This is a genomic window from Mycobacterium alsense, from assembly GCF_002086635.1.
Classification (GTDB): domain Bacteria; phylum Actinomycetota; class Actinomycetes; order Mycobacteriales; family Mycobacteriaceae; genus Mycobacterium; species Mycobacterium alsense.
In genome coordinates this window covers 66,165-90,794 of sequence record NZ_MVHD01000003.1, presented here as the reverse complement: position 1 = coordinate 90,794, position 24,630 = coordinate 66,165, and the positions used below count along the sequence as shown (strand labels likewise).

At 69.1% G+C, this 24,630-nt stretch carries 26 protein-coding genes; 15 read left to right on the top strand and 11 right to left on the bottom strand.

Annotated elements, in window-relative coordinates:
- Positions 1–4 precede the first annotated feature (4 nt).
- Positions 5–1,018 (bottom strand): oxygenase MpaB family protein, encoded by a 1,014-nt coding sequence (locus BST11_RS03175; RefSeq protein WP_083136565.1) that lies wholly within the window; start codon positions 1,016–1,018, stop codon positions 5–7.
- 68 nt (positions 1,019–1,086) lie between these two features.
- Between BST11_RS03175 and BST11_RS03170 the strand changes: the two genes are divergently transcribed.
- The 5 genes from BST11_RS03170 (at position 1,087) to phoU (ending at position 7,047) form a co-directional block, all read left to right on the top strand.
- Complete coding sequence (locus BST11_RS03170) at positions 1,087–1,692, top strand: TetR/AcrR family transcriptional regulator (RefSeq protein WP_083136564.1); 606 nt, start codon at positions 1,087–1,089, stop codon at positions 1,690–1,692.
- 146 nt (positions 1,693–1,838) lie between these two features.
- A complete protein-coding gene (locus BST11_RS03165; protein WP_083136563.1) occupies positions 1,839–2,855 on the top strand; it encodes an acyl-ACP desaturase in 1,017 nt (338 codons plus the stop codon).
- Between the two features lie 17 nt (positions 2,856–2,872).
- Entirely contained in the window at positions 2,873–4,006 is a 1,134-nt protein-coding gene (gene dusB / locus BST11_RS03160) for a tRNA dihydrouridine synthase DusB (protein WP_083136562.1), read from the top strand.
- 184 nt (positions 4,007–4,190) lie between these two features.
- A complete protein-coding gene (locus BST11_RS03155) occupies positions 4,191–6,290 on the top strand; it encodes an LCP family protein (protein WP_083136561.1) in 2,100 nt (699 codons plus the stop codon).
- Between the two features lie 58 nt (positions 6,291–6,348).
- A complete protein-coding gene (gene phoU / locus BST11_RS03150) occupies positions 6,349–7,047 on the top strand; it encodes a phosphate signaling complex protein PhoU (protein ID WP_067327303.1) in 699 nt (232 codons plus the stop codon).
- Positions 7,048–7,049: 2 nt separating this feature from the next.
- Here the strand turns inward: phoU and pstB are convergent, their stop codons facing one another.
- From pstB to BST11_RS03130, 4 genes are all read right to left on the bottom strand, one after another.
- Positions 7,050–7,826 (bottom strand): phosphate ABC transporter ATP-binding protein PstB, encoded by a 777-nt coding sequence (gene pstB / locus BST11_RS03145; protein ID WP_068214471.1) that lies wholly within the window; start codon positions 7,824–7,826, stop codon positions 7,050–7,052.
- A gap of 32 nt (positions 7,827–7,858) precedes the next feature.
- On the bottom strand, positions 7,859–8,974 hold the full coding sequence (gene pstS / locus BST11_RS03140) for a phosphate ABC transporter substrate-binding protein PstS (RefSeq protein WP_142276175.1): 1,116 nt from the start codon (positions 8,972–8,974) through the stop codon (positions 7,859–7,861).
- Between the two features lie 150 nt (positions 8,975–9,124).
- Entirely contained in the window at positions 9,125–10,048 is a 924-nt protein-coding gene (mshD, locus tag BST11_RS03135; RefSeq protein WP_083136559.1) for a mycothiol synthase, read from the bottom strand.
- The gene (locus BST11_RS03130; protein WP_142276174.1) at positions 10,045–10,827 is read right to left on the bottom strand and encodes a winged helix-turn-helix transcriptional regulator; all 783 of its coding nucleotides are present in this window, start codon (positions 10,825–10,827) and stop codon (positions 10,045–10,047) included. The genes mshD and BST11_RS03130 overlap by 4 nt, the downstream gene beginning before the upstream one ends.
- 172 nt (positions 10,828–10,999) lie before the next feature.
- Here BST11_RS03130 and lmeA point away from each other — a divergent pair, with 172 nt between their 5' ends.
- The 8 genes from lmeA (at position 11,000) to BST11_RS03095 (ending at position 15,613) form a co-directional block, all read left to right on the top strand.
- A complete protein-coding gene (lmeA, locus tag BST11_RS03125) occupies positions 11,000–11,812 on the top strand; it encodes a mannan chain length control protein LmeA (RefSeq protein ID WP_083136558.1) in 813 nt (270 codons plus the stop codon).
- Positions 11,809–12,240 (top strand): thioredoxin family protein, encoded by a 432-nt coding sequence (locus BST11_RS03120; RefSeq protein WP_083136557.1) that lies wholly within the window; start codon positions 11,809–11,811, stop codon positions 12,238–12,240. The genes lmeA and BST11_RS03120 overlap by 4 nt, the downstream gene beginning before the upstream one ends.
- Before the next feature lie 29 nt (positions 12,241–12,269).
- Entirely contained in the window at positions 12,270–12,359 is a 90-nt protein-coding gene (locus BST11_RS29195) for an Ms5788A family Cys-rich leader peptide (protein ID WP_372509604.1), read from the top strand.
- 104 nt (positions 12,360–12,463) lie between these two features.
- Positions 12,464–12,937 (top strand): DUF4395 domain-containing protein, encoded by a 474-nt coding sequence (locus tag BST11_RS03115; protein ID WP_083136556.1) that lies wholly within the window; start codon positions 12,464–12,466, stop codon positions 12,935–12,937.
- Between the two features lie 38 nt (positions 12,938–12,975).
- On the top strand, positions 12,976–13,809 hold the full coding sequence (locus BST11_RS03110) for a sulfurtransferase (RefSeq protein WP_083136555.1): 834 nt from the start codon (positions 12,976–12,978) through the stop codon (positions 13,807–13,809).
- Between the two features lies 1 nt (position 13,810).
- Positions 13,811–14,113 (top strand): DUF1416 domain-containing protein, encoded by a 303-nt coding sequence (locus BST11_RS03105; RefSeq protein ID WP_083136554.1) that lies wholly within the window; start codon positions 13,811–13,813, stop codon positions 14,111–14,113.
- Between the two features lie 230 nt (positions 14,114–14,343).
- Complete coding sequence (locus BST11_RS03100) at positions 14,344–15,012, top strand: nitrobindin family protein (protein ID WP_083136553.1); 669 nt, start codon at positions 14,344–14,346, stop codon at positions 15,010–15,012.
- A gap of 190 nt (positions 15,013–15,202) precedes the next feature.
- On the top strand, positions 15,203–15,613 hold the full coding sequence (locus BST11_RS03095) for a helix-turn-helix domain-containing protein (protein ID WP_158086764.1): 411 nt from the start codon (positions 15,203–15,205) through the stop codon (positions 15,611–15,613).
- Between the two features lie 422 nt (positions 15,614–16,035).
- Here BST11_RS03095 and BST11_RS03090 read toward each other — a convergent pair whose 3' ends face one another.
- Positions 16,036–16,899: an aminodeoxychorismate lyase gene (locus BST11_RS03090; RefSeq protein WP_083136685.1), complete on the bottom strand. Its 864-nt coding sequence runs from the start codon at positions 16,897–16,899 to the stop codon at positions 16,036–16,038.
- Positions 16,900–16,949: 50 nt separating this feature from the next.
- Between BST11_RS03090 and ygfZ the strand changes: the two genes are divergently transcribed.
- Positions 16,950–18,047 carry a CAF17-like 4Fe-4S cluster assembly/insertion protein YgfZ gene (ygfZ, locus tag BST11_RS03085; protein WP_083136551.1) on the top strand — a complete coding sequence of 366 codons (1,098 nt, stop codon included), beginning with the start codon at positions 16,950–16,952 and terminating at the stop codon, positions 18,045–18,047.
- Positions 18,048–18,194: 147 nt separating this feature from the next.
- Positions 18,195–18,389 (top strand): DUF3073 domain-containing protein, encoded by a 195-nt coding sequence (locus tag BST11_RS03080; RefSeq protein WP_083136550.1) that lies wholly within the window; start codon positions 18,195–18,197, stop codon positions 18,387–18,389.
- A 53-nt stretch (positions 18,390–18,442) separates the two neighbouring features.
- Here the strand turns inward: BST11_RS03080 and purM are convergent, their stop codons facing one another.
- From purM to purL, 5 genes are all read right to left on the bottom strand, one after another.
- On the bottom strand, positions 18,443–19,537 hold the full coding sequence (purM, locus tag BST11_RS03075; RefSeq protein ID WP_083136549.1) for a phosphoribosylformylglycinamidine cyclo-ligase: 1,095 nt from the start codon (positions 19,535–19,537) through the stop codon (positions 18,443–18,445).
- Positions 19,538–19,617: 80 nt separating this feature from the next.
- The gene (purF, locus tag BST11_RS03070) at positions 19,618–21,144 is read right to left on the bottom strand and encodes an amidophosphoribosyltransferase (protein WP_083136548.1); all 1,527 of its coding nucleotides are present in this window, start codon (positions 21,142–21,144) and stop codon (positions 19,618–19,620) included.
- A gap of 133 nt (positions 21,145–21,277) precedes the next feature.
- Positions 21,278–21,673: a sterol carrier family protein gene (locus tag BST11_RS03065; RefSeq protein ID WP_083136547.1), complete on the bottom strand. Its 396-nt coding sequence runs from the start codon at positions 21,671–21,673 to the stop codon at positions 21,278–21,280.
- Positions 21,674–21,676: 3 nt separating this feature from the next.
- Positions 21,677–22,291, bottom strand: a complete 615-nt coding sequence (locus BST11_RS03060) for an Rv0804 family intramembrane glutamic endopeptidase (protein ID WP_244897478.1) — start codon at positions 22,289–22,291, stop codon at positions 21,677–21,679.
- A 39-nt stretch (positions 22,292–22,330) separates the two neighbouring features.
- Positions 22,331–24,598: a phosphoribosylformylglycinamidine synthase subunit PurL gene (gene purL / locus BST11_RS03055; RefSeq protein WP_142276184.1), complete on the bottom strand. Its 2,268-nt coding sequence runs from the start codon at positions 24,596–24,598 to the stop codon at positions 22,331–22,333.
- Between the last annotated feature and the right edge of the window lie 32 nt (positions 24,599–24,630).

Genomic DNA, 24,630 nt, shown 5'->3' with positions numbered 1-24,630 from the left:
CGGGCTAGGAAACCTTCGGGCAGTAGTGCTTCGGGTTGTCGCGCTCGTCGATCGGTGGCAGGTTGCGCGCCGGCGTCTGCACCAGGGGCGCGTCGGCCGGAATACGCCCGGTAACCCGATCCCAGCCGGCACGAGCCCGCGGGTGTTTACGGTATCGCCTTGGCACGCAGGCGAAGACGAGACGGACCAAGTCGCCGAAACGGCGGTGCAGCCATTCGTCGCGGCGCGACCACGTGTAGCCCATCAGTTCGCGGACCGGCGGATCGTAGAGCCCGACGGTGAGCCACACGAAGAACGGGTTCAGCAGCTTTCGCTGCGCCGCCCAGAACCAATCCGGAAGCCCTTGCGCGAACGGCGGTTTGGGAAGCTCGGTCAGGTCGAGGACCGCGCGGGCGGACCAATTGTTCTCCAAAACATTGCGGCACATGTGATCCCAGTAGAGCTGAAAGTCTTCCCAGGACGCGGGGACCGGTCTCATGCTCATGCCGTACATGCGGTACCACTCGACATGCTCGTCGAAGAGCTGGCGCCGCTGCGCCTCGGTCAGCCCGCCGCAAAACCGTTCGGCCACATGGATTGTGCCGACGAAGAAGGTGGCATGCGCCCAGTAGAAGACGTCGGGATTCAGCGCGTGGTAGCGCCGGCCTTGTTCGTCGACGCCCTTGATGTCGGTGTGGTAGTCGCGCACCTCGGCACCGGTGACCGGGGCGCGGTCGCCGTCGAAGACCACCCCGCCGATCGGGTACAACGAGCGGAGCAGCCGCGGCCAGCGCTCCCGGAAAAACGTCGAGTGATCCATCACCGCCGCGCCCAGTTGCGGATGCATGTTCTGCATGGACCCGGCCCACGGCCCCTGCAACAGGCCGCGCCAGTCCCCGAAGTAGCGCCACGTCAGCGATTCGGGGCCGAGCGGGGTCGGCGGAGCGGCGTAGCCCAGCGGCGACACCGGGCACCCGGGAGCCACGTCGTCAGGTCCGGCGCTGGTCAGGGGGCGGGCTGCGGACGTATCTTGGGTCACTATTAGATTCCTGGTGAGTATCGGCAATTTTGACTACGTGCGTTGTCAGTTTTTAGCTTAGGAGGGATGTGCCAACCGGTCAACGACGGGGCCGTTGGACCGGCGTCCCCCTCGAGAGTCGTTCCGCTCTCCGCCGCGACAACCTCCTCACCGCCGGGGTGCAGTTGCTTGGCAGTGACCGCGGTCCCGCGCTGACCGTCCGGGCGGTGTGCCGCAAGGCCGCCCTCACGGAGCGCTACTTCTATGAAAGCTTTTCTGACCGCGACGAATTCGTGCGCGCGGTCTACGACGAGGTGTGCACGCGGGCGATGAACACCCTGACCTCGGCCAAGACGCCGCGCGAAGCCGTCGAGCAGTTCGTCGAGCTGATGGTCGACGACCCCGTCCGCGGGCGGGTGCTGCTCCTGGCGCCGGCGGTGGAACCGGTATTGACCCAGTCGGGCGCGGAGTGGATGCCCAACTTCATCGACCTGCTGCAGCGCAAGCTGTCCCGGATCGGCGATTCGGTGCTGCAGAAGATGATCGCCACCAGTCTGGTCGGCGGCCTGACGAGCCTGTTCACCGCCTACCTCAACGGCCAGCTCGGGGCGACCCGGAAGCAGTTCATCGACTACTGCGTCAACATGCTGTTCACGGCCGCGGCGCCGTACGTGGCGCCCGCCGACCAGGGGTAACACCCTCGTCTCGGCCGAAAAGCCGCCTGTTCGCGCTCGCATGCGCCATCCGATTTGTGACCTGGCGCGCCCTGAAGAAACTTGATGCAACCGGTGGACACAGATATATTGAGTGCTACCCGCAGACACAGATAACTGGAGGCTTTATGTCAGCAGGGCTGACCGACCTACAGCTACTGCACGAACTCGAGCCTGTGGTGGAAAAGAACCTCAACCGCCACCTCAGCATGCACAAACCGTGGAACCCGCACGACTACATCCCGTGGTCGGACGGCAAGAACTACTACGCGCTGGGGGGCCAGGATTGGGACCCCGAGCAGAGCAAGCTTTCCGACGTCGCCCAGGTGGCGATGGTGCAGAACCTCGTCACCGAGGACAACCTTCCGTCGTATCACCGCGAGATCGCGATGAACATGGGCATGGACGGCGCGTGGGGGCAGTGGGTGAACCGCTGGACGGCCGAGGAGAACCGGCACGGCATCGCCCTGCGCGACTACCTGGTGGTGACGCGTGCCGTCGACCCCGTGGAGCTGGAGAAGCTGCGCATCGAGGTGGTCAACCGGGGCTTCAGCCCCGGCCAGAACCACCAGGGGCAGTACTTCGCCGAGAGCCTGACCGACTCGGTGCTTTACGTCAGCTTCCAGGAACTCGCCACCCGGATCTCCCACCGCAACACCGGAAAGGCCTGCAACGACCCCGTGGCCGACCAGCTGATGGCGAAGATCTCGGCCGACGAGAACCTGCACATGATCTTCTACCGCGACGTCAGCGAGGCCGCGTTCGACCTCGCCCCCAACCAGGCGATGAAGTCGCTGCACCTGATCCTGAGCCACTTCCAGATGCCCGGTTTCCAGGTGCCCGAGTTCCGGCGCAAGGCCGTCGTCATCGCCGTCGGGGGCGTCTACGACCCGCGCATCCACCTGGACGACGTGGTCATGCCGATCCTGAAGAAGTGGCGCATCTTCGAGCGCGAGGACTTCACCGGCGAGGGAGCCCGGCTGCGCGACGACCTCGCCCGGCTGGTCAAGGAACTCGAGATGGCCTGCGACAAGTTCGAGATTTCCAAGCGGCGCCAACTCGAGCGGGAAGCGCGCACCGGCAAGAAGGTGACCGCGTACGAGCTGCACAAGACCGCGGGCAAGCTGGCGATGAGCCGCCGGTAGTCCGGCGCGGAACGAAGTTGCGCATCGGTCCGATCACGCTCGCCAGCCCTGTGGTGCTGGCGCCGATGGCTGGCGTCACCAATGTCGCATTCCGGACGCTGTGCCGCGAGCTGGAACTGTCCAGGGTCGGCACGGTCAGCGGGCTCTACGTCTGCGAAATGGTCACCGCGCGTGCGCTCGTCGAGCGTCATCCGGTCACCATGCACATGACGACGTTCTCCCCCGACGAGTCGCCGCGCTCGCTGCAGCTCTACGCCGTCGACCCGGCCACCACCTACGCGGCCGCCAGGATGATCGCGAACGAGGGCCTGGCCGATCACATCGACATGAACTTCGGCTGCCCGGTGCCAAAGGTCACCAAGCGCGGCGGCGGGGCGGCGCTGCCCTACAAGCGGCGGCTGTTCGGGCAGATCGTCGCCGCGGCAGTGCGGGCCACCGAGGGCACCCGGATACCGGTGACCGTCAAGTTCCGCATCGGCATCGACGACGAGCACCACACGCACCTCGACGCCGGCCGCATCGCCGAGGCCGAGGGCGCCGCCGCGGTGGCCCTGCACGCCCGGACGGCGGCGCAACGGTATTCCGGGACCGCCGACTGGGAACAGATCGCGGCCCTCAAGCAGCAGGTGCGCACGATCCCGGTGCTGGGCAACGGCGACATCTACGACGCCAGCGACGCGCTCGCCATGATGGCCAGCACAGGGTGCGACGGGGTGGTCATCGGGCGTGGCTGCCTGGGCCGGCCCTGGCTGTTCGCCGAGCTGTCGGCGGCCTTCACCGGCACGCCCGCGCCGAACCCGCCGACGCTGGGCGAAATCGCCGACATCGTGCGCCGGCACGGACGGCTCCTCGCCGGACATTTCGGCGAGGACAAGGGCATGCGCGACATCCGCAAGCACATCGCCTGGTACCTGCACGGCTTTCCCGCGGGCTCCGATCTGCGGCGCGCGCTCGCGATGGTCTCGACGCTCGACGAACTCGACCGCCTGCTCGACCGGCTGGACGGCGCCGTCGCCTTCCCCGACGCGGCCACCGGCCCGCGGGGGCGCCAGGGGTCGCCCGCCCGCGTGGCCCTTCCCGAAGGCTGGCTGGCCGACCCGGACGACTGCACGGTGCCGGCCGGGGCGGACGTCATGCACTCGGGCGGCTGAGGTTTACCTACTCGAAATCGCTTCCGGGCCGACAACTCAGTACGATGTGGACCTTGCTGCATTGCGCTTCGGCGGCGAAGCGCTACCGACGGCGGCACCGCGCTGACGCTGTACTGACACTGTGCGACGGCTAGCCCTGCACATCGCATCACGGATGCGTGAGAGCTTTGGAGGCCGATAGGACATGAGTGATGGCGGCACCGACGCCACTCTTGACCACCGGCGCACCCCGCAGCCCACACTGGGCGCCGCTCCCTGGGAGCGGTTCGCCCAGACCCCGACCGATCACAGCGTCCACCGCTGGCACGCCGAACAGGTGACCGCGGCCCCCGAGCCCGTCGCGCCCGCCGCCGGCGACACCGAGGGCACGGGAAGCCACGCCAGGGGCGCGCTCACCGTCGCCGATTTGATCGCCAAAGTCGGAGCCCCCACGACCGCCCGGCCCCGCCATCGTCACGTCGCCCCCGACGACGAGCCGGGGGACGTCGCCATCGCGCTGCGGGACACCCAGGTCATCGAGACCCCGGCCTACTCGCTGCGCACCGACCCCGAGCCCGCCGACCTCGAGGCCCCCGCCTATCCCGCCGACGACGACGCCGAATTCGACGAATTCGACCAATTCGACCAATTCGACCACGCCGACCAAGCCGACCGCGCCGGCGAGGACGAGCCGGACGAGGGCGAATCCGAACCCGAGTCCCGCCGTCGGCCCATACTGCTGGCCGGGCGGTCCCTTGCGGCCTTCCTCGCCGTGCTGGCGCTGGCCATGACCGGTGGCGCGTGGCAGTGGAGCGCGTCGAAGAACCACCGGCTCAACATCATCAGTGCGCTCGACCCGAACTCGAGCGACGTCCGCGACCCCAACGGGCAGTACGGCGACGAAGACTTCTTGATCGTCGGCGTCGACTCGCGTGCCGGGGAGAACGCCGACATGGGCGCCGGCAGCACCGACGAGGCCGGCGGGGCGCGGTCGGACACGGTCATGCTCGTCAACATCCCGGCCAACCGCAAACGCGTGGTCGCGGTGTCATTCCCGCGTGACCTGGCGATCACCCCGCTGCAGTGCGAGGCGTGGAATCCGAACACCGGCAAGTATGGGCCCATCTTCGACGAAAAGACCAAGACGTGGGGTCCCCGGATGGTCTACACGGAGACCAAGCTGAACTCGGCGTTCTCCTTCGGCGGGCCGAAGTGTCTGGTGAAGGTGATCCAAAAGCTGTCCGGCTTGAACATCAACCGCTTCATCGCCGTCGACTTCGCCGGGTTCGCGCGCATGGTCGAGGCGCTGGGCGGCGTCGAGGTGTGCAGCAGCACGCCGCTGCACGACTACGAACTGGGCACCGTACTGGAACGCGCAGGACGCCAAGTCGTCGACGGACCAACCGCTTTGAACTACGTGCGGGCCCGGCAGGTCACCACCGAGACCAACGGCGATTACGGCCGCATCAAGCGCCAGCAGCGGTTCTTGTCGTCGCTGCTGCGGTCGCTGATCTCCGAGGACACCCTGCTTGATCTCAACAAGCTCAACAACGTCGTCAACATGTTCATCGGCGACACCTACGTCGACAACGTCAAGACCAAAGACCTCGTCCAGCTGGGTCGGTCGTTGCAGGGCATGGCGGCCGGGCACATGACGTTCGTGACCGTGCCCACCGGTGTCACGGACCAAAACGGTGACGAGCCGCCGCGGATGGCCGACATGCGGGCGCTGTTCGACGCCATCATCAACGACGATCCGCTGCCCGAGGAAAACGACCAGAACGCCGCGCCTTTGGGCGAGGCCTCGCAAAACTCGACGGCGACCACCAACAAGAAGGCGCCGACCACCAGGAAGTCGCCGGCCCCCGCCGCGACCCCCGAGGCCCAGCACCAGCAGGTCACGACGACCTCACCCGGCGAGGTCACGGTGCGGGTATCCAACGCGACCGCGCAGAGCGGGCTCGCGGCCACCGCGACCCGTCAGCTCAAGCGGAACGGCTTCAACGTGATGACGCCGGACGACTACCCGAGCCCGGTGAACACCACGACGGTGTTGTTCTCACCCGGCAACGAGCAGGCCGCCGCCACGGTGGCGTCGTCGTTCGCCAACGCGAGGGTCCAGCGAGTCTCGGGTTATGGGCAGGTCATTCAGGTGGTGCTGGGGCCGGACTTCAACGCGGTCGCCACCCCCGTGCCCACCGGCTCGTCGATCAACATGCAGATAGAACGCGGGTCGGCGAGCACCCCGACCAAGCTGCCCGACGACCTGACCGTCACCAACGCCGCCGACACCAGCTGCGAATAAAGGGGTTTGGCGGCACCGCTGCGCGTCTTTTCAGCGGCGAGAACGTAGGCTAATCGGCATGCGGACTGCCTACCACGAGCAGCTCTCTGAGCTATCCGAGCTGCTCGGCGAGATGTGCGGGCTGGCAGGGATCGCCATGGAGCGGGCCACCCAGGCCCTGCTGCAGGCCGACCTGGTGCTGGCCGAACAGGTGATTTCGGACCACGAACAGATCGCGACGCTGAGCGCACGCGCCGAGGAAAGCGCCTTCGTGCTGCTGGCCCTGCAGGCGCCCGTCGCCGGCGACCTCAGGTCGATCGTGAGCGCGATCCAGATGGTGGCCGACATCGACCGCATGGGCGCGCTGGCCCTGCACGTCGCCAAGATCGCCCGCCGGCGCCACCCCCAGCACGCGCTGCCAGAGGAGGTCAACGGGTACTTCGCCGAAATGGGCGGCATCGCAGTCGAATTGGGCAATGCCGCGCAAGAGGTGGTGCTGTCGCGGGACCCGGAAAAGGCCGCGAGGATCCGCGAAGAAGACGACGCCATGGACGACCTGCACCGGCACCTGTTCTCGGTGCTGATGGATCGCGAATGGAAGCACGGCGTGGCGGCGGCCGTCGACGTGACCCTGCTGGGCCGTTTTTACGAACGCTTCGCCGACCACGCGGTGGAGGTGGCGCGGCGCGTCATCTTCCAGGCGACCGGCAGCCTGCCCGGCGAGGACCCCAAGAACGCCCGCAAGCCGGACGCCGGCCAGTCCGAGGCGACCGGCTAGCGTCAGCCGAAGCGGCCGGAGATGTAGTCCTCCGTCGCCTTCTGGCTCGGGTTGGAGAAGATCTTCTCGGTGTCGTCGATCTCGACCAGCCGTCCGGGCTTTCCGACCGCCTCCAGGTTGAAGAATGCCGTCAGATCGCTCACCCGGGCGGCCTGCTGCATGTTGTGGGTGACGATGACGATGGTGTAGTCCTGCTTCAACTCGCTGATCAGTTCCTCGATGGCCATCGTCGAGATCGGGTCCAGCGCCGAGCACGGCTCGTCCATCAGCAACACGTCGGGTTGCACGGCGATCGCGCGGGCGATGCACAGGCGCTGCTGCTGGCCGCCGGACAACCCGCCGCCGGGCCGGTCCAAGCGATCCTTGACCTCGTCCCACAGGTTCGCCCCCCGCAGTGAGGATTCGGCCGTCTCGTCGAGCAGCTTGCGGTTGCGCACCCCTTGCAGCTTCAACCCCGCGACCACGTTGTCGCGAATCGACATGGCGGGAAACGGGTTCGGCCGCTGGAACACCATGCCGATGGCCCGCCGCACCCCGACCGGGTCGATGCGCGAACCGTAGATGTCTTGGTCGTCGAGCAGCACGCTGCCCTCGACCCGGGCGCCGGGGATCACCTCGTGCATCCGGTTCAGCGTGCGCAGCACGGTCGTCTTGCCGCACCCCGATGGACCGATGAACGCCGTCACGCTACGGGGCAGAACCGACATGGTCACGTCCGCGACCGCCTGGAACGCCCCGTAGTAGATGTTGACGGCTTTGAGGTCCAACCGCTTGGCCACTACTGCTCCTACCTGCTTCCTGCGCCCGTTGGCTACTGGATGGCGCCGATCGCGGTAACCAATCGCTCTTTGACTTTATCGGGCAGCGGGACATAACCGGCTAACGGAAGCCCGGCCTGCCCGTTCCCGGCGGCCACGCTGAGGAACGACTTGAGCGCGGTGGAGGTTCCGGGGTCGTAACCCTTCGAGCACACGATCTCGTAGGTGGCCAGCACCAACGGGTACGCGCCGGGATCCCGGGCCGCATACATCGGGTTCAGATCGAGCACCAGGTCGTTGCCGTCGCCCAGGAAACCGGTGGCCCGGATGGCCTTTCCCGCCGTGTCGTTGGTGAGCGCCACCACACCCTTGCCGGTGTCGATCTGTGCGTAGGGCATGCGGGCCTGGTCGGCCCACCCCTTCTCGACGTAGCCGATGGCGCCGGGGGTGGCCTTCACGGCCTCGATCACGCCGGCCGACTTGGTCGCCCCTCTGCCGACGCCGCCCCGAAACTCCGTGCCCACCCCAAGGGTCCAGCTCTGCGGCGCCGCGGCCGTCAGGTACTTCTGGACGTTGTCGGTCGTTCCCGACGAGTCCGCGCGGTAGATCGGCACGATCGGGGTGTCGGGCAGGGCGACGCCGGGATTGAGCGCCTGCAATATCGGGTCGTTCCAGGCCGTGATCCTGCCGCTGAGGACCCTGGCCAGGGCGTCGCTGCTGAGGACCAGCCTGGGCAGGCCCGGCAGGTTGTACACCAGCGCGACCGGGCCGAAGACCAGCGGCAGGTCCCATGCGGGGTTGCCGTCGCAGCGTTTGGCCGCCGGCCCGATCTGGTCGGCGACCAGGGGGGAGTCCGCCCCCGCGAAGTCGACGTTGCCCGCGATGAACTGCTCGCGACCGGCGCCCGACCCGGTCGCGTTGTACGACACGCCCTTGCCCGGGCAGGACCGGCCCCACGCCTGGTTGAACACAGACATCGCGTTCTGCTGAGCGGTCGAGCCCTCCGCCGTCAGCCCGTTCTTGCCGCCACAATCCGCCGTGCCGGGGGCTCCCGGCCCGTTGGTCGCCGAGCCGCCGCGCCGGTGGTCGTCGCCGCAGGCGGTCATCGTCCCGACGCAGATCGCCATCGCCGCGGCGGCCAGCGCCCTGCCCTCCCTGTCGAGCCTCACAGATCTCGCTTCCTGATGCATTCCGTGCGCGCGGGTGCGCCCCCCAGCCATTCCCCAACGAAGCCCCCCGGCCATTACCCAAGGAAGGTTGCCAAGACTCGCCGAAAGTATGCGCCGCCGCGACACCGGGAAGGGTTTGTCCGGCCGCGGTCAGCAGCGCGCGGGCGCGTACGCGGTGTCGACGCTGTAGGTCGTGAAGCCCAGGCCCTGGTAGGTGCGCACCGCCGCCGCGTTGTCGGACTCGACGTACAGCATCACGGTCGGTTCGGCCGAAACGGCCAGCCGGTCCGCCAGCGACCGGATTCCGATGGCGGTCAGCGCCTGCCCGAGGCCGCGTCCCTGCGCGGACGGGTCGACGCCGACGACGTACACCTCCCCCAAACCCGGCCGGTCGGGGTGGACCTTGGTCCAGTGGAAGCCCAGGAGCCTGCCCGCCTGATCGCTGTCGGGCGCGCCGAACGCCAGGAACAAGCCCGCCGGGTCGAACCACCGCTCGCTGCGCCGCTCCGCTAGGTCCGCTTGCGTCCACCCGCCCTGCTCGGGGTGGTAGGCGAAGGCGGCGTTGTTGACGCGCAGCAGCTCCGCGTCGTCGGCCGCGCCGTCGTAGGTGCGGATTTGCACCCCCGGAACGGGGGGCACCGACTCGGGGACGTCACGCAGGGAGCGTCGCATCTGGACCAGCTCGCGCACCGGAACCAGGCCGAGCGCCGCGGCGGTAGCCCGGGCCGGCTCGAGGGTGCCGTGCGCCCAGAAGTGGTTGCGCCCGGCCGTCCTGGTCACGGCGGCTCGCACCATCGCCGCGCCGATACCGCGCCGGCGGGCCCGCGGATGCACCACCAATTCGGCCATTCCCGGGTCGTCGTCCTGGGGCGGGCGGAGGTTGAGGTAGCCGATGAGCGCACCGGGTCGCGCACCGGTCACCAGCAGGTGCTCGGTGCGCTCATGCCCGAGTTCGCGCAACACCTGCTCCCCGACGGGTGCCACGCCGTCGAATTCGGTTGCGGCCGATACGAGTTCGCGCACACCTCGCTGCTCGTCGGCGGTCAGGACGGAGCGCCAGTCCGGCGAGATCACTGGCTGCGCAACGGGTCGCGCAGCGGCTCCTGCAACTCCTTGACGTCCGGCTCGGCGTCGTCTTCGGTGCCTTCCGCGTCGGTGGGGTCGCCGATCGGCGCGCGGCCGCGCGCCGGGCGGACGGCCTTGTAACCCACGTTGCGCACGGTGCCGATCAACGCCTCGTGTTCGGGGCCGAGCTTCGCCCGCAGGCGTCGTACGTGCACGTCGACCGTGCGGGTGCCGCCGAAGAAGTCGTAGCCCCACACCTCGTGCAGCAGCTGCGCGCGGGTGAACACCCGCCCGGCGTGCTGGGCGAGGTATTTCAGCAACTCGAACTCTTTGTAGGTCAAATCGAGCGGGCGGCCGCGGAGCCTTGCGGTGTAGGTGCCCTCGTCGATCACCAGCTCGCCGAGGCTCACCTTGCCCGCGCTTTCCTGGTCGGCCAGCCCGCCGCGGCGGCCGACCACCAGCCGCAGCCTCGCGTCGACCTCCGCGGGCCCGGTGCTGGGCAGCAGGATGTCGTCGAGGCCCCACTCGGAGCTGACCGCCACCAGCCCGCCCTCGGTCACCACCGCCAGGACGGGGACCGACCGGCCCGCCGTGCTCAACAGCCGGCACAGCCCGCGCGCCGACGACAGGTCGGTGCGCGCGTCGACGAGCACCGCGTCCGCGGTGCCCGCCTCCAGCAGCGACGAAGGTTCCGGCGGCGCGGTCCGGACGATGTGGGGAAGCAGCGACAACGACGGCAGGACCGGGTCGGGGTGAAGCTCCGACGTCAGCAGTAATAGCTCCAACAAGCCCCTCCAGCTCGGGGGAAAGGCATCTCCCACATTGTTAACGCCACGCCGCGTTGGTTGCCAGGTAACTCAACGATAACTTGCCACCTGGGGTTTCCGCCTCGCGGAGACACAGTGTGCGGGCCGCCGGCAGGTGGTCCGCGAAGCGGGGCGCGGCCGATTACGCGACAATGTGCCGGTGCGCAAGGTCCTGATCGGTGTCACGGCGGCGGCCGTCGCCGTCGGCGTGGTCGTCGTCGGCGCCGTCGGTGTCGACTACGGGACCAGCATCTACGCCGAGTACCGGCTGTCGTCGACCATGCGCAAAGCGGCCAATCTGGGGTCCGACCCGTTCGTCGCCATCGTGGCTTTCCCGTTCATCCCGCAAGCGATGCGCCGCCACTACAACCAGCTGGAGATCAAGGCCAACGCCGTGGATCACGCGAGGGTCGGCACGGCCACGCTCGAGGCCACGATGTACTCGGTGGACCTGACCGACGCGTCGTGGCTGATCAGGCCCGACGCGAGGCTGCCGGTGGAAAAGCTGGAGAGCCGCATCATCATCGACTCGACGCATCTGGGCGGCTACCTGGGCATCAGGGACCTGATGGTCGAGGCACCGCCCCGGGAGACCAACACGGCCACCGGCGGCGTCACCGCCTCGGGCATCTCCGACAGCCACGGCCTGGTGTTCAGCGGAACCCCGCACGTGTCCGGCTTCGACCGCCGGGTCAGCGTCTCGGTGGACCTGTCGATCGCCGCCGACGACCCGGCGACGCTGGTGTTCACCGCGACCGGCGTCCTCACCGGGCCCGACACCGCCGACCAGGCCGTGCCGGACGACAAGCGGGACGCGGTCCTGCATGCCTTCAACGCCCGGCTGCCCGACCAGCGGCTTCCGTTCGGTGTCGCGCCCACCTCCGAGGGCGCGCGCGGCTCCGACGTCATCATCGAGGGCGTCGCCCGGGGAGTAACGCTGCGGCTCGACGGGTTCAAGCAGTCATGACGACCGTCGCCATCGCCAGCATCGTGGCGGCGCTCGCCGCGGCGGCCCTCGCCGGATGGCTGTTGACGCGCGGATCGGGACGGCTCCGCGCGATCGACTCCGCTCCGGGCGCGGCCCTCGACACCGCGGACCTGGGCCTTTCGCGCAGCGGCCCGACAATCGTGCATTTCAGCGCCCCGTGGTGCGGGCCCTGCGATCGGGTACGCCGCGTGGTGGAACAGGTGTGCTCGGATGTGGGCGACCCGGGATCTCCCATAGCGCACGTCGAGATCGACCTCGACGCGAATCCGGCGGCGGCCCGGCGGTTTTCGGTGCTGTCGCTGCCCACCACGCTGATCTTCGATGTCGACGGGCGGCAGCGGTACCGGGCCTCCGGCGTGCCCAAGGCCGCCGACCTGCGCTCGGTGCTGCAACCGCTGTTGGCTTGAGCAGGGCGCCATTGGGTAAGCTTGCCGTCGTGTCAGCCCGCCTCGAGCCCATGCTCACCATGCGTCGCGCAGTCGACCTGTGCCGGCTCGCGGGCTGTTGCTGTTGCTGTAGCTGCTGAGTAGCGGCGCCCTGCGCGCACTCGGAGCAGCTTGAGATCCCCGCTCAGGCTCTTAGGGCGTGCCTCCCCCGTTTCCGCGCAACCAGATTTCTAGGAGTACTACCGTGCCGAGCAGCAACACCGCCGCGGAGCCGGACCGCGTCGACGTCCGGGGGCCCAGGTTCACCGCCTGGGTCACGACCGCCGTGCTCGTCGTCGCGTTGATCGTTTCAGCCGCCAGTCCGCTGGCGGCTGCGGTCATTCTCGGGGCGCAGGCCGTGATTTTTGCCGTCGGCGCCGCCGGCGGGCCGCGTCGGCACCCCTACGGTCGGCTGTTCGCCGCTGTAGTGGCGCCGCGGCTGGGGCCCGTCGCGGAGCGCGAGCCGGTCGCACCGCTGAGATTCGCTCAGCTCGTCGGCCTGATCTTCGCCGCCGTCGGCGTCGTCGGCTTCGCCGCCGGCGCCGTGCTGGTCGGCGTGATCGCGACCGCGGCCGCGCTGGGGGCGGCGTTCCTGAACGCAGCCTTCGGCATCTGCCTGGGTTGCCAGCTCTACCCCCTGGTCGCACGCCTTAGGGCCGGCGCCCCTGATCCCTGTTAACCCCGATTCGTCAGCAGCAATCGAAAGGAATCCCCACCATGGCACGCTCCGACGTCCTGGTCTCCGCGGACTGGGCTGAGAGCAATCTTGACGCCGCGAACGTCGTCTTCGTGGAAGTCGACGAGGACACCAGCGCTTACGACACCGGCCACATCGCCGGCGCGGTCAGGCTGGACTGGCGCAGCGATTTGCAGGACCCGGTCAAGCGCGACTTCGTCGACGCGCAGCAATTCTCCAAGCTGCTGTCCGACCGCGGCATCTCCAACGACGACACCGTGATCCTCTACGGCGGCAACAACAACTGGTTCGCCGCCTACGCCTACTGGTATTTCAAGCTGTACGGCCATGACAAGGTCAAGCTGCTCGACGGCGGCCGCAAGAAGTGGGAACTCGATGGGCGCCCACTGTCCACCGACACCGTCAGCAGGCCGGCCACCACCTACACCGCGGCCCCGCCGGACAACACCATCCGGGCCTTCCGGGACGAGGTCATCGCGGCCATCAACGTGAAGAACCTCGTCGACGTGCGCTCCCCCGACGAGTTCTCGGGCAAGATCCTGGCGCCGGCGCACCTGCCGCAGGAACAGAGCCAGCGGCCGGGCCACGTCCCCGGCGCAATCAACGTGCCGTGGAGCAAGGCCGCCAACGAGGACGGCACCTTCAAGTCGGACGAGGAACTGGCCAAGCTGTACGCCGACGCCGGGCTGGACGGCACGAAGGAAACCATCGCGTACTGCCGGATCGGGGAGCGTTCGTCGCACACCTGGTTCGTGCTGCAGGAATTACTCGGGCATAAAAACGTCAAGAACTACGACGGCAGTTGGACGGAATATGGCTCCCTGGTTGGGGCCCCGATCGAGTTGGGAAGCTGATATGTGCTCTGGACCGAAGCAAGGACTGACCTTGCCCGCCAGCGTCGACCTGGAGAAGGAGACGGTGATCACCGGCCGCGTCGTCGACCGCGACGGTCAGGCCGTGGGGGGCGCGTTCGTCCGCCTGCTGGACTCGTCCGACGAGTTCACGGCCGAGGTGGTCGCGTCGGCCACCGGTGACTTCCGGTTCTTCGCCGCGCCCGGATCCTGGACGCTGCGGGCGCTGTCCCCGGTCGGCAACGGCGACGCCGTCGTGTCGCCGTCCGGCGCGGGCATTCACGAGGTGGACGTCAAGATCGCCTGAGGCCGACCGGCCCCATGGTCGCGAACCGCAGCGCCCGGCCACGCCGAGCTTGCGATCGCTCTCGTCCCATGGTCGCGACCCGCAGCGCCCGGCCACGCCGAGCTTGCGATCGCTCCGGCGAATAGACTCGTCCCTGTGGTGCTGTTCTTCGAGATCATGCTGGTCGTGGCCGTCGTGGTCATCGCTTGGTTCGCGCTGTACACCCTCTACCGGCTCATCACCGACGAATCGTGACCCCCGCTGAGGGCCCCGACGGACCGGCCGGTCCCGCGGGTTTGGGTGATCGCGCCGTGGCCGCCGCCGCCGAACGCGCCAAGGCCACCGCGTCGCGCAACATTCCCGCATTCGACGACCTGCCCGTCCCCGCGGACACCGCGAACCTGCGCGAAGGCGCCAACCTCAACGACGCGCTGCTGGCGTTGCTGCCGCTGGTGGGCGTGTGGCGCGGCGAGGGAGAGGGCCGCGGAGCCGACGGGGACTACCGCTTCGGCCAGCAGATCGTGGTCTCCCATGACGGCGGCGACTACCTGAACTGGGAGGCGCGGTCCTGGCGGCTCGACGACAACGGCGAGTACCGGGAGCCCGGCCTGCGCGAGGCGGGTTTCTGGCGCTTCGTCAACGATCCCGACGACCCCACCGAGTCGCAGGCCATCGAACTGTTGCTGGCCCATTCGGCCGGCTACGTCGAACTGTTCTACGGGCGCCCGCGCACCCAGTCGTCGTGGGAATTGGTGACCGACGCGCTGGCGCGCAGCCGCTCGGGCGTGCTGGTCGGCGGCGCCAAGCGGCTCTACGGCATCGTCGAGGGCGGCGATTTGGCCTACGTCGAGGAACGGGTGGACGCAGACGGCGGCCTGGTGCCGCACCTTTCGGCGCGGCTGTCGCGGTTCGCCGGGTAACTACTCTCTCAGGCTCTCCCATCGCATAGGTGTTTCGCCACCGCGAACCGCAAGATTACGGACAGCGACGAACGATCGGATCGACCCGACGTTGGCGCGCCAGCTTCGGACCGCTATGGCTACCACTGGGTGCTCGCGCGGTCCGACGTGTGGGTGCTTGTCGGTGGGTAGTGGGAGGCTCACCGATGAGATGACGCGCCACACCAGCTTTCGCTTCTGTCTCGACCCCAGCGTCGAGCAGCAGCAGGTGCTCGTCCGGCATGCAGGGGCGGCCCGATACGCGTTCAATCAGTGCCTGCGGATGGTGAAAACTGCTCTCACACAACGAAACACAGATCCAAGTCTCGAGGTTCCTTGGACTGGGTTCGATCTGATCAACAGCTTCAACGCCTGGAAGAAGACCCAGGACGCAGGCAGGCTGATCACCGTCGACGCCGATGGCGCGGCCAACATCACGGTGACTGGTCTGCCGTGGCGTGCTGAGGTATGCCAGCAAGTATTCGAAGAAGCTGCCGTCGATCTGGGTAATGGGCTCAAAGCGTGGTCGGAATCACGCTCAGGCAAAAGCAAAGGTAAACGGATCAGCTGGGTCTGTAGATAAGTACGACTTGGTCGGTGACTTCATACTCGTCGAAGCGGTCGAGCGCCTAGCGGCAACGATTTTTCGGGTCGGGGCCAACAGCAGCGAAGAGGCCCGCAATACGCTTTGGACTCGGTTCACGAACACGTTTGTTTGGCCCTTCGGTGTGAGCTTGATGGCGGCGATACCCTCGCAGGCACTCGCACAGCTCGCACTTGGCGGCTGACAAAGAGGCCCCCGCGCCTGAGCACAGGGGCCTCTGTTAACTGGGGGATAAGCCCAGTCAAGATAACTAGGACGACAGCGCGTCCACCTGACTACGTAGTCCCTGGTAAGGGGACAGCGCATGTCCGACTGAAGCTATCAATTTCGCGGACCACCTCCTTCCTTGTGTACGGCCGACCGCACCCGCCATCCTGCAGCGCCACAACCGAATTCAGCGCTCAGCGATCACTGACGATGGCCGCGTCGACCAGTCCGGCGAATTCGGCTGCGATCGAGGGTCGGGGCAGCCGCCGCCCGTCCAGCGTGTGCACGCGAGCGGCCAGGGTCATGCTGGATACCAGCCAAATCCCTTGGGCGGCAGACAGATCCGCGACCCGCAGGGCGCGGTAGTCGCAGTCGTAGCCCTTCGCCCGGGCGACCTCGAAGAGGGCCTGCTGCGTGGTGCCACGCAGGATCGGATACCACGGCGGCGGTGTCAGCAGGCACGGGTTGCCGTGCTCGGTGTCTGTGGCGATCACCACCGTCGAGCGCGGGCCTTCCAGGATGTAGCCGTCGGAGCTGACGAAGATCACGTCACCGGCGCCCTGCCGGGCGGCGTGCCGCAGGGCGGCCATGTTGACCGCGTAGGACAGCGTCTTGGCGCCGGCGAGCAGCCAGGGCATGGCGTCGGCGGCGTCGGCGGACAGTCCGCGGTCGAGCGTGATCGCGGCCAGCCCGTCGCGGCGCACCGCGCTCACCCGGTCCGGGACGGCGGTGACCATCACGTAGGCGGTCGGCGCCGCACCGCCCTCGCGCCCACGGCTGTAGATCAGGCGCATCGCGCCCTCGTCGGCGGTGCCCCGGGCCCACCGCCGCGTCGCCTCGTCGATGGCCTGCCGCCAGCCGGGCAGGTCGGGCGCGGGCAGGTCCATCGCCTTGGCCGAGTGGGTCAGCCGCTGCAGGTGCGACTCGACCAGGCAGGCCCGGCCGTCGCGCACCAGCAGCGTCTCGAAGATGCCGTCGCCGCGGACGGCCGCCAGGTCGTCGGCGTGCAGCAGCGGCTCCCCCGCCGGATGTGTCTGGCCGTCCAGTGTGACGATCACACCCATCATGGGCGACAAGCCTATCCGGCGCCGGTCCGTAGAGTTGAGCTGTGACCCGCCCCGTTCCCGCACCCGATCCCGGACCCGACGCCGGCGCGGTCTGGCACTACGGCGATCCACTGGGCGAGCAGCGTGCGGCCGAATCCGAGTCGGTGGTGATCGACCGCTCGCACCGCGCGGTGCTCACCCTGACCGGCAAGGACCGGCAAACCTGGCTGCACAGCATCTCCACCCAGCACGTCGGCGAGCTCCCCGAGGGCGCCAGCACACAAAACCTCAGCCTCGACGGGCAGGGCCGCGTCGAGGACCACTGGATCCAGACCGAGCTGGGCGGCACGAGCTACCTCGACACCGAGCCGTGGCGGGGTGAGCCGCTGCTGGAGTACATGCGCAAGATGGTCTTCTGGTCCGAGGTGATGCCGGCCGGCGCGGAGCTGGCGGTGCTGTCGCTGCTGGGCCCGCGGCTGGCCGACCGGGCGGTGCTCGACGCGCTCGGCCTGGACGCGCTGCCCGCCGAATCGACCGCGGTCCCGCTCGCCGCGGGCGGCTTCGTGCGGCGGATGCCGGGCGCGCCCACCGGCCAGATCGAGCTGGACCTGGTGGTCCCGCGCGACGAGTCGGCCGCCTGGCGCGACCGCCTGGGCAAGGCCGGCGTGGGGCCGGCCGGGGTGTGGGCCTTCGAAGCGCACCGGGTGGCGGCATTGCGCCCGCGCCTCGGCGTCGACACCGACGAACGCACCATCCCGCACGAGGTGGGCTGGATCGGTGGTCCCGGCGCGGGGGCCGTGCACCTGGACAAGGGTTGCTACCGCGGGCAGGAGACCGTCGCGCGGGTGCACAACCTGGGCAAACCGCCGCGGATGCTGGTGTTGGTGCACCTGGACGGCTCGGTGGATCGGCCCTCGACCGGTGACGCGGTGCTCGCCGGTGGTCGCGCCGTCGGACGCCTCGGAACCGTGGTCGACCACGTCGACCTCGGGCCGATCGCGCTGGCGCTGGTCAAGCGCGGGTTGCCGGCGGACAGGCCCCTGGCGACCGGCGCCGAAGGGGCCGTCGCCGCGGTGATCGACGCCGAATCCCTGCCCGCCGCCGACCACGTCGGGGCCGGGCGGCTAGCCGTTGAACGCTTGCGGGGTGGTGCGGGATAATGGTCGATGACGTCCGCCACAGCGGACAGGGGCCGCCGACGCCCGGCCACGAGGCACGGTAAACTGTCGGCAGGACAAAAACGACACCAAGAGATCGGAGCCGCCTACTCGTTAGGCCGCTCCGTTATTGCGCGAGGGGGTTCCCCCATGGGCCGCGGCCGGGCTAAGGCAAAGCAGACCAAGGTTGCACGAGAACTCAAATACAGTTCCCCGCAGACCGACTTCCAGCGGCTTCAGCGCGAGCTGTCGGGAACGAGCGCAGACGACTCCGACGGGCTGGAGCCCTCGGACAATTCGGTTCCGGACAATTCCTGGGACGACCACGACGACTGGCGCCGCTAGAATTCCAACCCTGTGCCGATGCTTCGAGCATCGGCACAGTCTTTAGCCCGGCATCAGAACCGCGGGTGCTGCCCGACCAGTTTGGCCCGGGGGCCGTCTTTTCCGCCTTTGGCCACGGTGCCCAACACCCAGCAATCCAGGTGCCGCGCGGTCAGTATGGCCAGGGCTCGGTCGGTGTCTTCGGGGGCGACGACGGCGATCATGCCGACGCCCATGTTGAACGTCTTTTCCATCTCCTCGCGCGTCACCCGGCCACGCTGGGCGATCATGGCGAACACCGGCGCAGGCGTCCACGTGCCGCGGTCGACCTCCGCGACCAGCCCGGGCGGGATAACGCGCTGCAGGTTGCCGGCCAGGCCGCCGCCGGTGACGTGGCAGAACGTGCGGACGTGGGTCTCGGCGGTGAGCGCCAGGCAGTCCTTGGCGTAGATGCGGGTCGGTTCCAGCAGTTCCTCGCCCAGCGTGCGGCCGAACTCTTCGACGTAGCCGGCCAGGTTCATCCGGTCGATCTCGAGCAGGACCGCGCGCGCCAGCGAATACCCGTTGGAATGCAGGCCGGACGACCCCATCGCGATGAGGACGTCGCCGGGTTTGACTCTGTCGGGGCCCAGCACGTCGTCGGCCTCCACCACACCGACGCCGGTGGCCGAGATGTCGTAGTGGTCCGGCTCCATCAGACCCGGGTGCTCGGCGGTTTCGCCGCCCAGCAGCGCGCATCCGGCGCGCACACAGCCCTCGGCGATGCCGCTGACGATCGCGCTCAGGCGCTCCGGGACCGTCCGGCCGACGGCGATGTAATCCTGCAGGAACAGCGGTTCGGCGCCGCAGACCACAAGGTCGTCGACGACCATCGCGACCAGGTCGAGGCCGACGGTGTCGTGCTTGTCCATCGCCTGGGCGACCGCCAGCTTGGTGCCGACGCCGTCCGTGGAGGCCGCCAGCACCGGCTCGCGGTAGTCGCCGCGCAGGGCGAACAGCCCGGCGAACCCGCCCAGGCCGCCGCGCACCTCCGGTCTGGTGGCCTTGGTCGCCAGCGGCTTGAACAAGGCGACGGCGCGGTCACCGGCTTCAATGTCCACCCCGGCCGACGCGTAGGTGATGCCCTGGCTGCCCGGGTTTCGTCCGGGACTTTTTCCGGGATCCGTCATCGCGATAAAGGCTACCGGGCGCCGCTTCGTGCCGTTATCAAACGTCTTTTAAACGTCTTAGCAGCACCAAGCGAATTCGGTCAGCGCACAATCGGCACTTCGTCGGGAGCCAAATCGTCGAGCCCGGATCCGCGGGCCGCGTTGGCGAGCATGTGCTCGATGACGTTCTTGCCCAGCGCGGTCTCCCCGGGCAGTTCGATCGGGTACTTGCCGTCGAAGCAGGCGGTGCACAGCCGCGACGCGGGCTGTTCGGAAGCCGCGACCATGCCGCGCAGCGAGATGTAGCCCAGCGTGTCGGCGCCGATGGCGTGCCGCACCGCCGCGAGCATCTCTTCCTCGTCTTCGACGGCGTTGGCGATCAGCTCGGCCGGCGAGGGAAAGTCGATCCCGTAGAAGCACGGCCACTTCACCGGCGGCGAGGCGATGCGCACGTGCACCTCGAGGGCGCCGGCCTCGCGCAGCATCCGCAGCAGTGCGCGCTGGGTGTTGCCCCGCACGATTGAGTCGTCGACGACAATGAGCCGCTTGCCGCGGATCACCTCTTTCAGCGGGTTGAGCTTCAGCCGGATGCCCAGCTGGCGGATGGTCTGCGACGGCTGGATGAACGTGCGCCCGACGTACGCGTTCTTCATCAGGCCCTGCCCGTACGGGATGCCGGACTCCTGGGCGTACCCGACGGCGGCCGGGGTGCCCGACTCCGGCACGCCGATCACCAGGTCGGCCTCGACCGGGCATTCGCGCGCCAGCCGGCGACCGATCTCGACCCGGGCGGCGTGCACCGACCGGCCGGCGATGGTGCTGTCCGGCCGCGCCAGGTAGACGTACTCGAAGACGCAGCCTTTGGGCTCGGGGTTGGCGAAGCGCGTCGAGCGCACGCCGTCGGCGTCGATGGCCAGCAGTTCGCCGGGCTCGATGTCGCGGACGAACGACGCGCCGACGATGTCGAGCGCGGCGGTCTCCGAGGCCACCACCCAGCCGCGGTCCAGCCGTCCGAGGCAAAGCGGCCGCACCCCGTAGGGGTCGCGGCAGGCATACAGGGTGTTCTCGTCCATGAACGTCAGGCAGAACGCCCCGCGCACGGTCGGCAGCAGGTCCAGCGCCGCCTGCTCGAGCGTGGAATCCGCCGCGCCGTGCGCCAGCAGCGCGCCCAGGATGTCGGAGTCCGTCGTGGCCGGGGCCGGACAGCGGGTGCCGATAAGCCCCTCCTCGCGGGCACGCGCCGCGAGTTCGGCGGTGTTGACCAAATTTCCGTTGTGCCCCAACGCGACTCCGGTGCCGGCCGCCGTGGTGCGGAACACCGGCTGCGCGTTTTCCCACGTCGTGTCGCCCGTGGTGGAGTAGCGGCAGTGTCCGATGGCGACGTGGCCCTGCATTGCGGCCAGCGTTTGCTCGTCGAACACCTGGCTGACCAGGCCGAGGTCTTTGAAGACCAGCACCTGGGACCCGTCGGCGACGGCGATGCCCGCGGCTTCCTGCCCGCGATGCTGCAGCGCGTAGAGGCCGTAGTAGGTGAGTTTGGCGACTTCCTCGCCCGGGGCCCAGACCCCGAAAACGCCGCACTCTTCGCGGGGGGAGTTCAGATCCTGCGCGAGCTCCTGGACGGTCACGGTTCGGCGGCTCCCTGGCGAACGATTGGTGACCTAACGGAGTCTACGGGCAGGGCGGGCGGAGCGCCCAATCCGTCGGGCGTGTTGAGCGCCGAATTCGCCGCCGGCAAAAGACTAAACGTGCAGTTCAGGGTTAACTTCCGCCGATGTCGACCAGCGGCAGCCAGTGGCCGATTTCACCCGCCCGGGAGCCCGACAGCGTCAGCGTCCCGCCGGCCCTGGCCTCCTCGAGCGGCGCCAGCCCGGTGACCAGCAGCAGCCAGGTGCGCGGATCGGCCTCGACGACGTTGGGCGGCGTGCCGCGGGTGTGCCGGGGGCCCGAGATGCACTGGACCGCGGCGAACGGCGGGACCCGGACCTCGACGCTGGCGCCGGGTGCCACCGCGGCCAGCGTGCGCGCGGTGAGCCGCACCGCGGTGGCCAGGGCGTTGCGCTCGGGCGGCGGACGGGACGCGTCCCGCAGCCAGTCGACGACGGCCAGCACCGCCTGCCTGGTCTTTGCCGGATCGGCGCTACGACGGGCGGGCACACCTCAGGGTCGCACGCTCAGGGCCGCGATGGCACCGGCCTCGTTGACGGCCAGATGCGCGAGCATCGGCGCGGCGAGGCTGCCGGAACGGTCGGCCAGCCAACCGAACACCCAGCCCGCCGCGCTCGTGACCAGCACGGTGGCCACCACCGGCGCACCGGTCGCGCGCGCGTCGGCGATGTGGGAGAGCCCAAAGGCGGTGGCCTGCAGCGCCCTTGCGCCGGGCCGGCCGAAGGCCCGCGAGCCGACGGTGGCCAGCGCGCCGCGGAAGGCGGCCTCCTCGGCCCAGACGGTGCCGACGGGGATGCGCACCAGCAGCCATCCGGCGGCCCGCGCCGGCGGCTCCCGCCCGGCCATCGCCGTGCGCACCGGGGGCGCGGCGGTCGCGGCGGCGATCGCACCCGCCGCGGCGGCCCCGGCGGCCGAGCCCAGCCGCAGCCCCGCGCTCCGGCGCGGCGCCGCCAGGCCCAGCGGCGCACCGGTCACACGCACCAGCAGCGCGCCGACGGCGGCCTGCGCCACCACCCGCCACGTCGCGGGCAACCGCGAACTGACAAAACTCCAGCCGACCAGGCCAGCGGCCAAGGCCAGCGCGTCGCGCTTTGACTCTGCGTTCACGGCGAAAAAGTGCGAGTAGGCCGCGCCATCAGCGCAAGATCAATGCGAAAAAAGGCGCGGCAGCACGGACTCGGAGGTCTCGCGCAGTTCGGCCAGGGACACCGTGAACAGGCCCTGCACCTCCACGGCGTCGGAGCCCTGGTCGACGACGCCGATGCGGACCGCCGGCAGCCCCCGCGCCTCGCACATCGAACGGAACCGACTCTCCTCGGTGCGCGGCACCGCCACCAGCACCCGGCCCGCCGACTCGGAGAACAGCATCACAAATGGGTCGGCGCCCTCGGGAAGCACGATGCGGCAACCGGTTTCACCCGCCAGCGCCGATTCGACGACGGCCTGGGCGAGACCGCCCTCGGACAGGTCGTGCGCAGCCGACACCAGCCCGTCGCGCGACGCCGAGGCCAGCACGCGGGCCAGTAACTTCTCGCGGGCGAGGTCGACGGCGGGCGGCAGCCCACCCAGGTGGTCGGCGGTCACCTGCGCCCAGACGGAACCGTCGAACTCGTCGCGCGTATCGCCCAGCAGCATCAGGGTTTCGCCGGGCTCGGTGCCGAAGCCGGTGGGAATGCGCCGGGCGACATCCTCCAGCACGCCGAGCACGCCGACCACCGGCGTGGGCAGGATCGCCGCCGACCCGGTCTGGTTGTAGAAGCTCACATTGCCGCCCGTCACCGGAATGCCAAGGGCCGCACAGCCATCGGCGAGGCCCCGCACCGCCTGGGAGAACTGCCACATCACCGCGGGGTCTTCGGGGGAACCGAAGTTCAGGCAGTTGGTGACGGCGACCGGGTTGGCGCCGGTGACGGCGACGTTGCGGTACGCCTCGGCCAGCGCGAGCTGGGCACCGGCGTAGGGATCCAGCAGCGTGTAGCGCCCGGAGGCGTCGGTGGACACCGCGATGCCGCGGCCGGTGGACTCGTCGACGCGCAGCACGCCGCCGTCGGCGTGCTCGGCCAGCACCGTGTTGCCGCGCACGTAGCGGTCGTACTGCTCGGTGATGAAGGCGCGGCTGCACAGGTGCGGGCTGCCCAGCAGCGCAAGCAAAGTCGCGAGCAGCTCGTCGCCGGTGACCGGCCGCGGCAGGCTCGTCGACCGGTCGGCATTCAGGGTGTCCTGCGTTTCGGGGCGCGCCACCGGACGCTGGTACACGGGACCCTCGTGGGCCACGGTGCGCGGCGGGACGTCGACGACCGTCTCGTCGTGCCAGGCGATGCGCAGCCGGTCGCCGTCGGTGACCTCGCCGATCACGGTGGCCAGCACCTCCCACTTGCGGCACACCGCCAGGAAGGCGTCCACGTTCGCCGGCGCGACCACCGCGCACATGCGCTCCTGGGACTCGCTGCACAGCACCTCGGCGGGCGTCATCTCGGTGGTCCGCAGCGGCACGGTGTCGAGCCGGATCGCCATACCGCCGTCCCCGGCCGACGCTAATTCCGAAGTGGCGCAAGCCAATCCGGCCCCACCCAGGTCCTGGATGCCGATCACCAGCCCGCCCGCGTAGAGCTCCAGGCAGCATTCGATGAGCACCTTTTCCATGAAGGGGTCGCCTACCTGCACCGAGGGCAGCTTCTTGCGGGAGCCTTCGCTATCAAAGGTGTCCGACGCCAGCACCGACACCCCGCCGATGCCGTCCAAGCCGGTGCGCGCGCCGAACAGGATGATCTTGTTGCCCACCCCCGAGGCGAACGCCAAATGCAGGTCCTCCTGGCGCAATACGCCCACGCACATCGCGTTGACCAACGGGTTGCCCGCATAGGACGCATCGAAGACGGTCTCGCCCCCGATGTTGGGCAAGCCCAGCGAATTCCCGTAACCACCGATGCCGCGCACCACACCGTCGACCACCCGTCGGGTGTCGGGCGCGTCGGCGGCGCCGAACCGGAGCTGGTCCATCACGGCGACCGGTCGCGCGCCCATCGCCATGATGTCGCGGACGATGCCGCCCACGCCCGTGGCCGCGCCCTGGTACGGCTCGACGTAGGACGGGTGGTTGTGCGATTCCACCTTGAATGTGACGGCCCAGCCGTCGCCGATGTCGACGACGCCGGCGTTCTCGCCGATGCCGGCCAGCATGCCGGCGCGCATCTCGTCGGTCGTGGTCTCACCGAAGTAGCGCAGATGCACCTTCGACGATTTGTAGGAACAGTGCTCGCTCCACATCACCGAGTACATGGCCAGCTCGGTGTCGGTCGGCCTGCGGCCCAGGATGTCGCGAATGCGCTGGTACTCGTCGTCTTTGAGGCCCAGTTCGTGAAACGGTTGCGGCTGGTCGGGGGTGGTCGCGGCGTGCTCGACGGTGTCGATCACCTGGGTGCGCGCGCTCGTCCCGGAGACAGTCA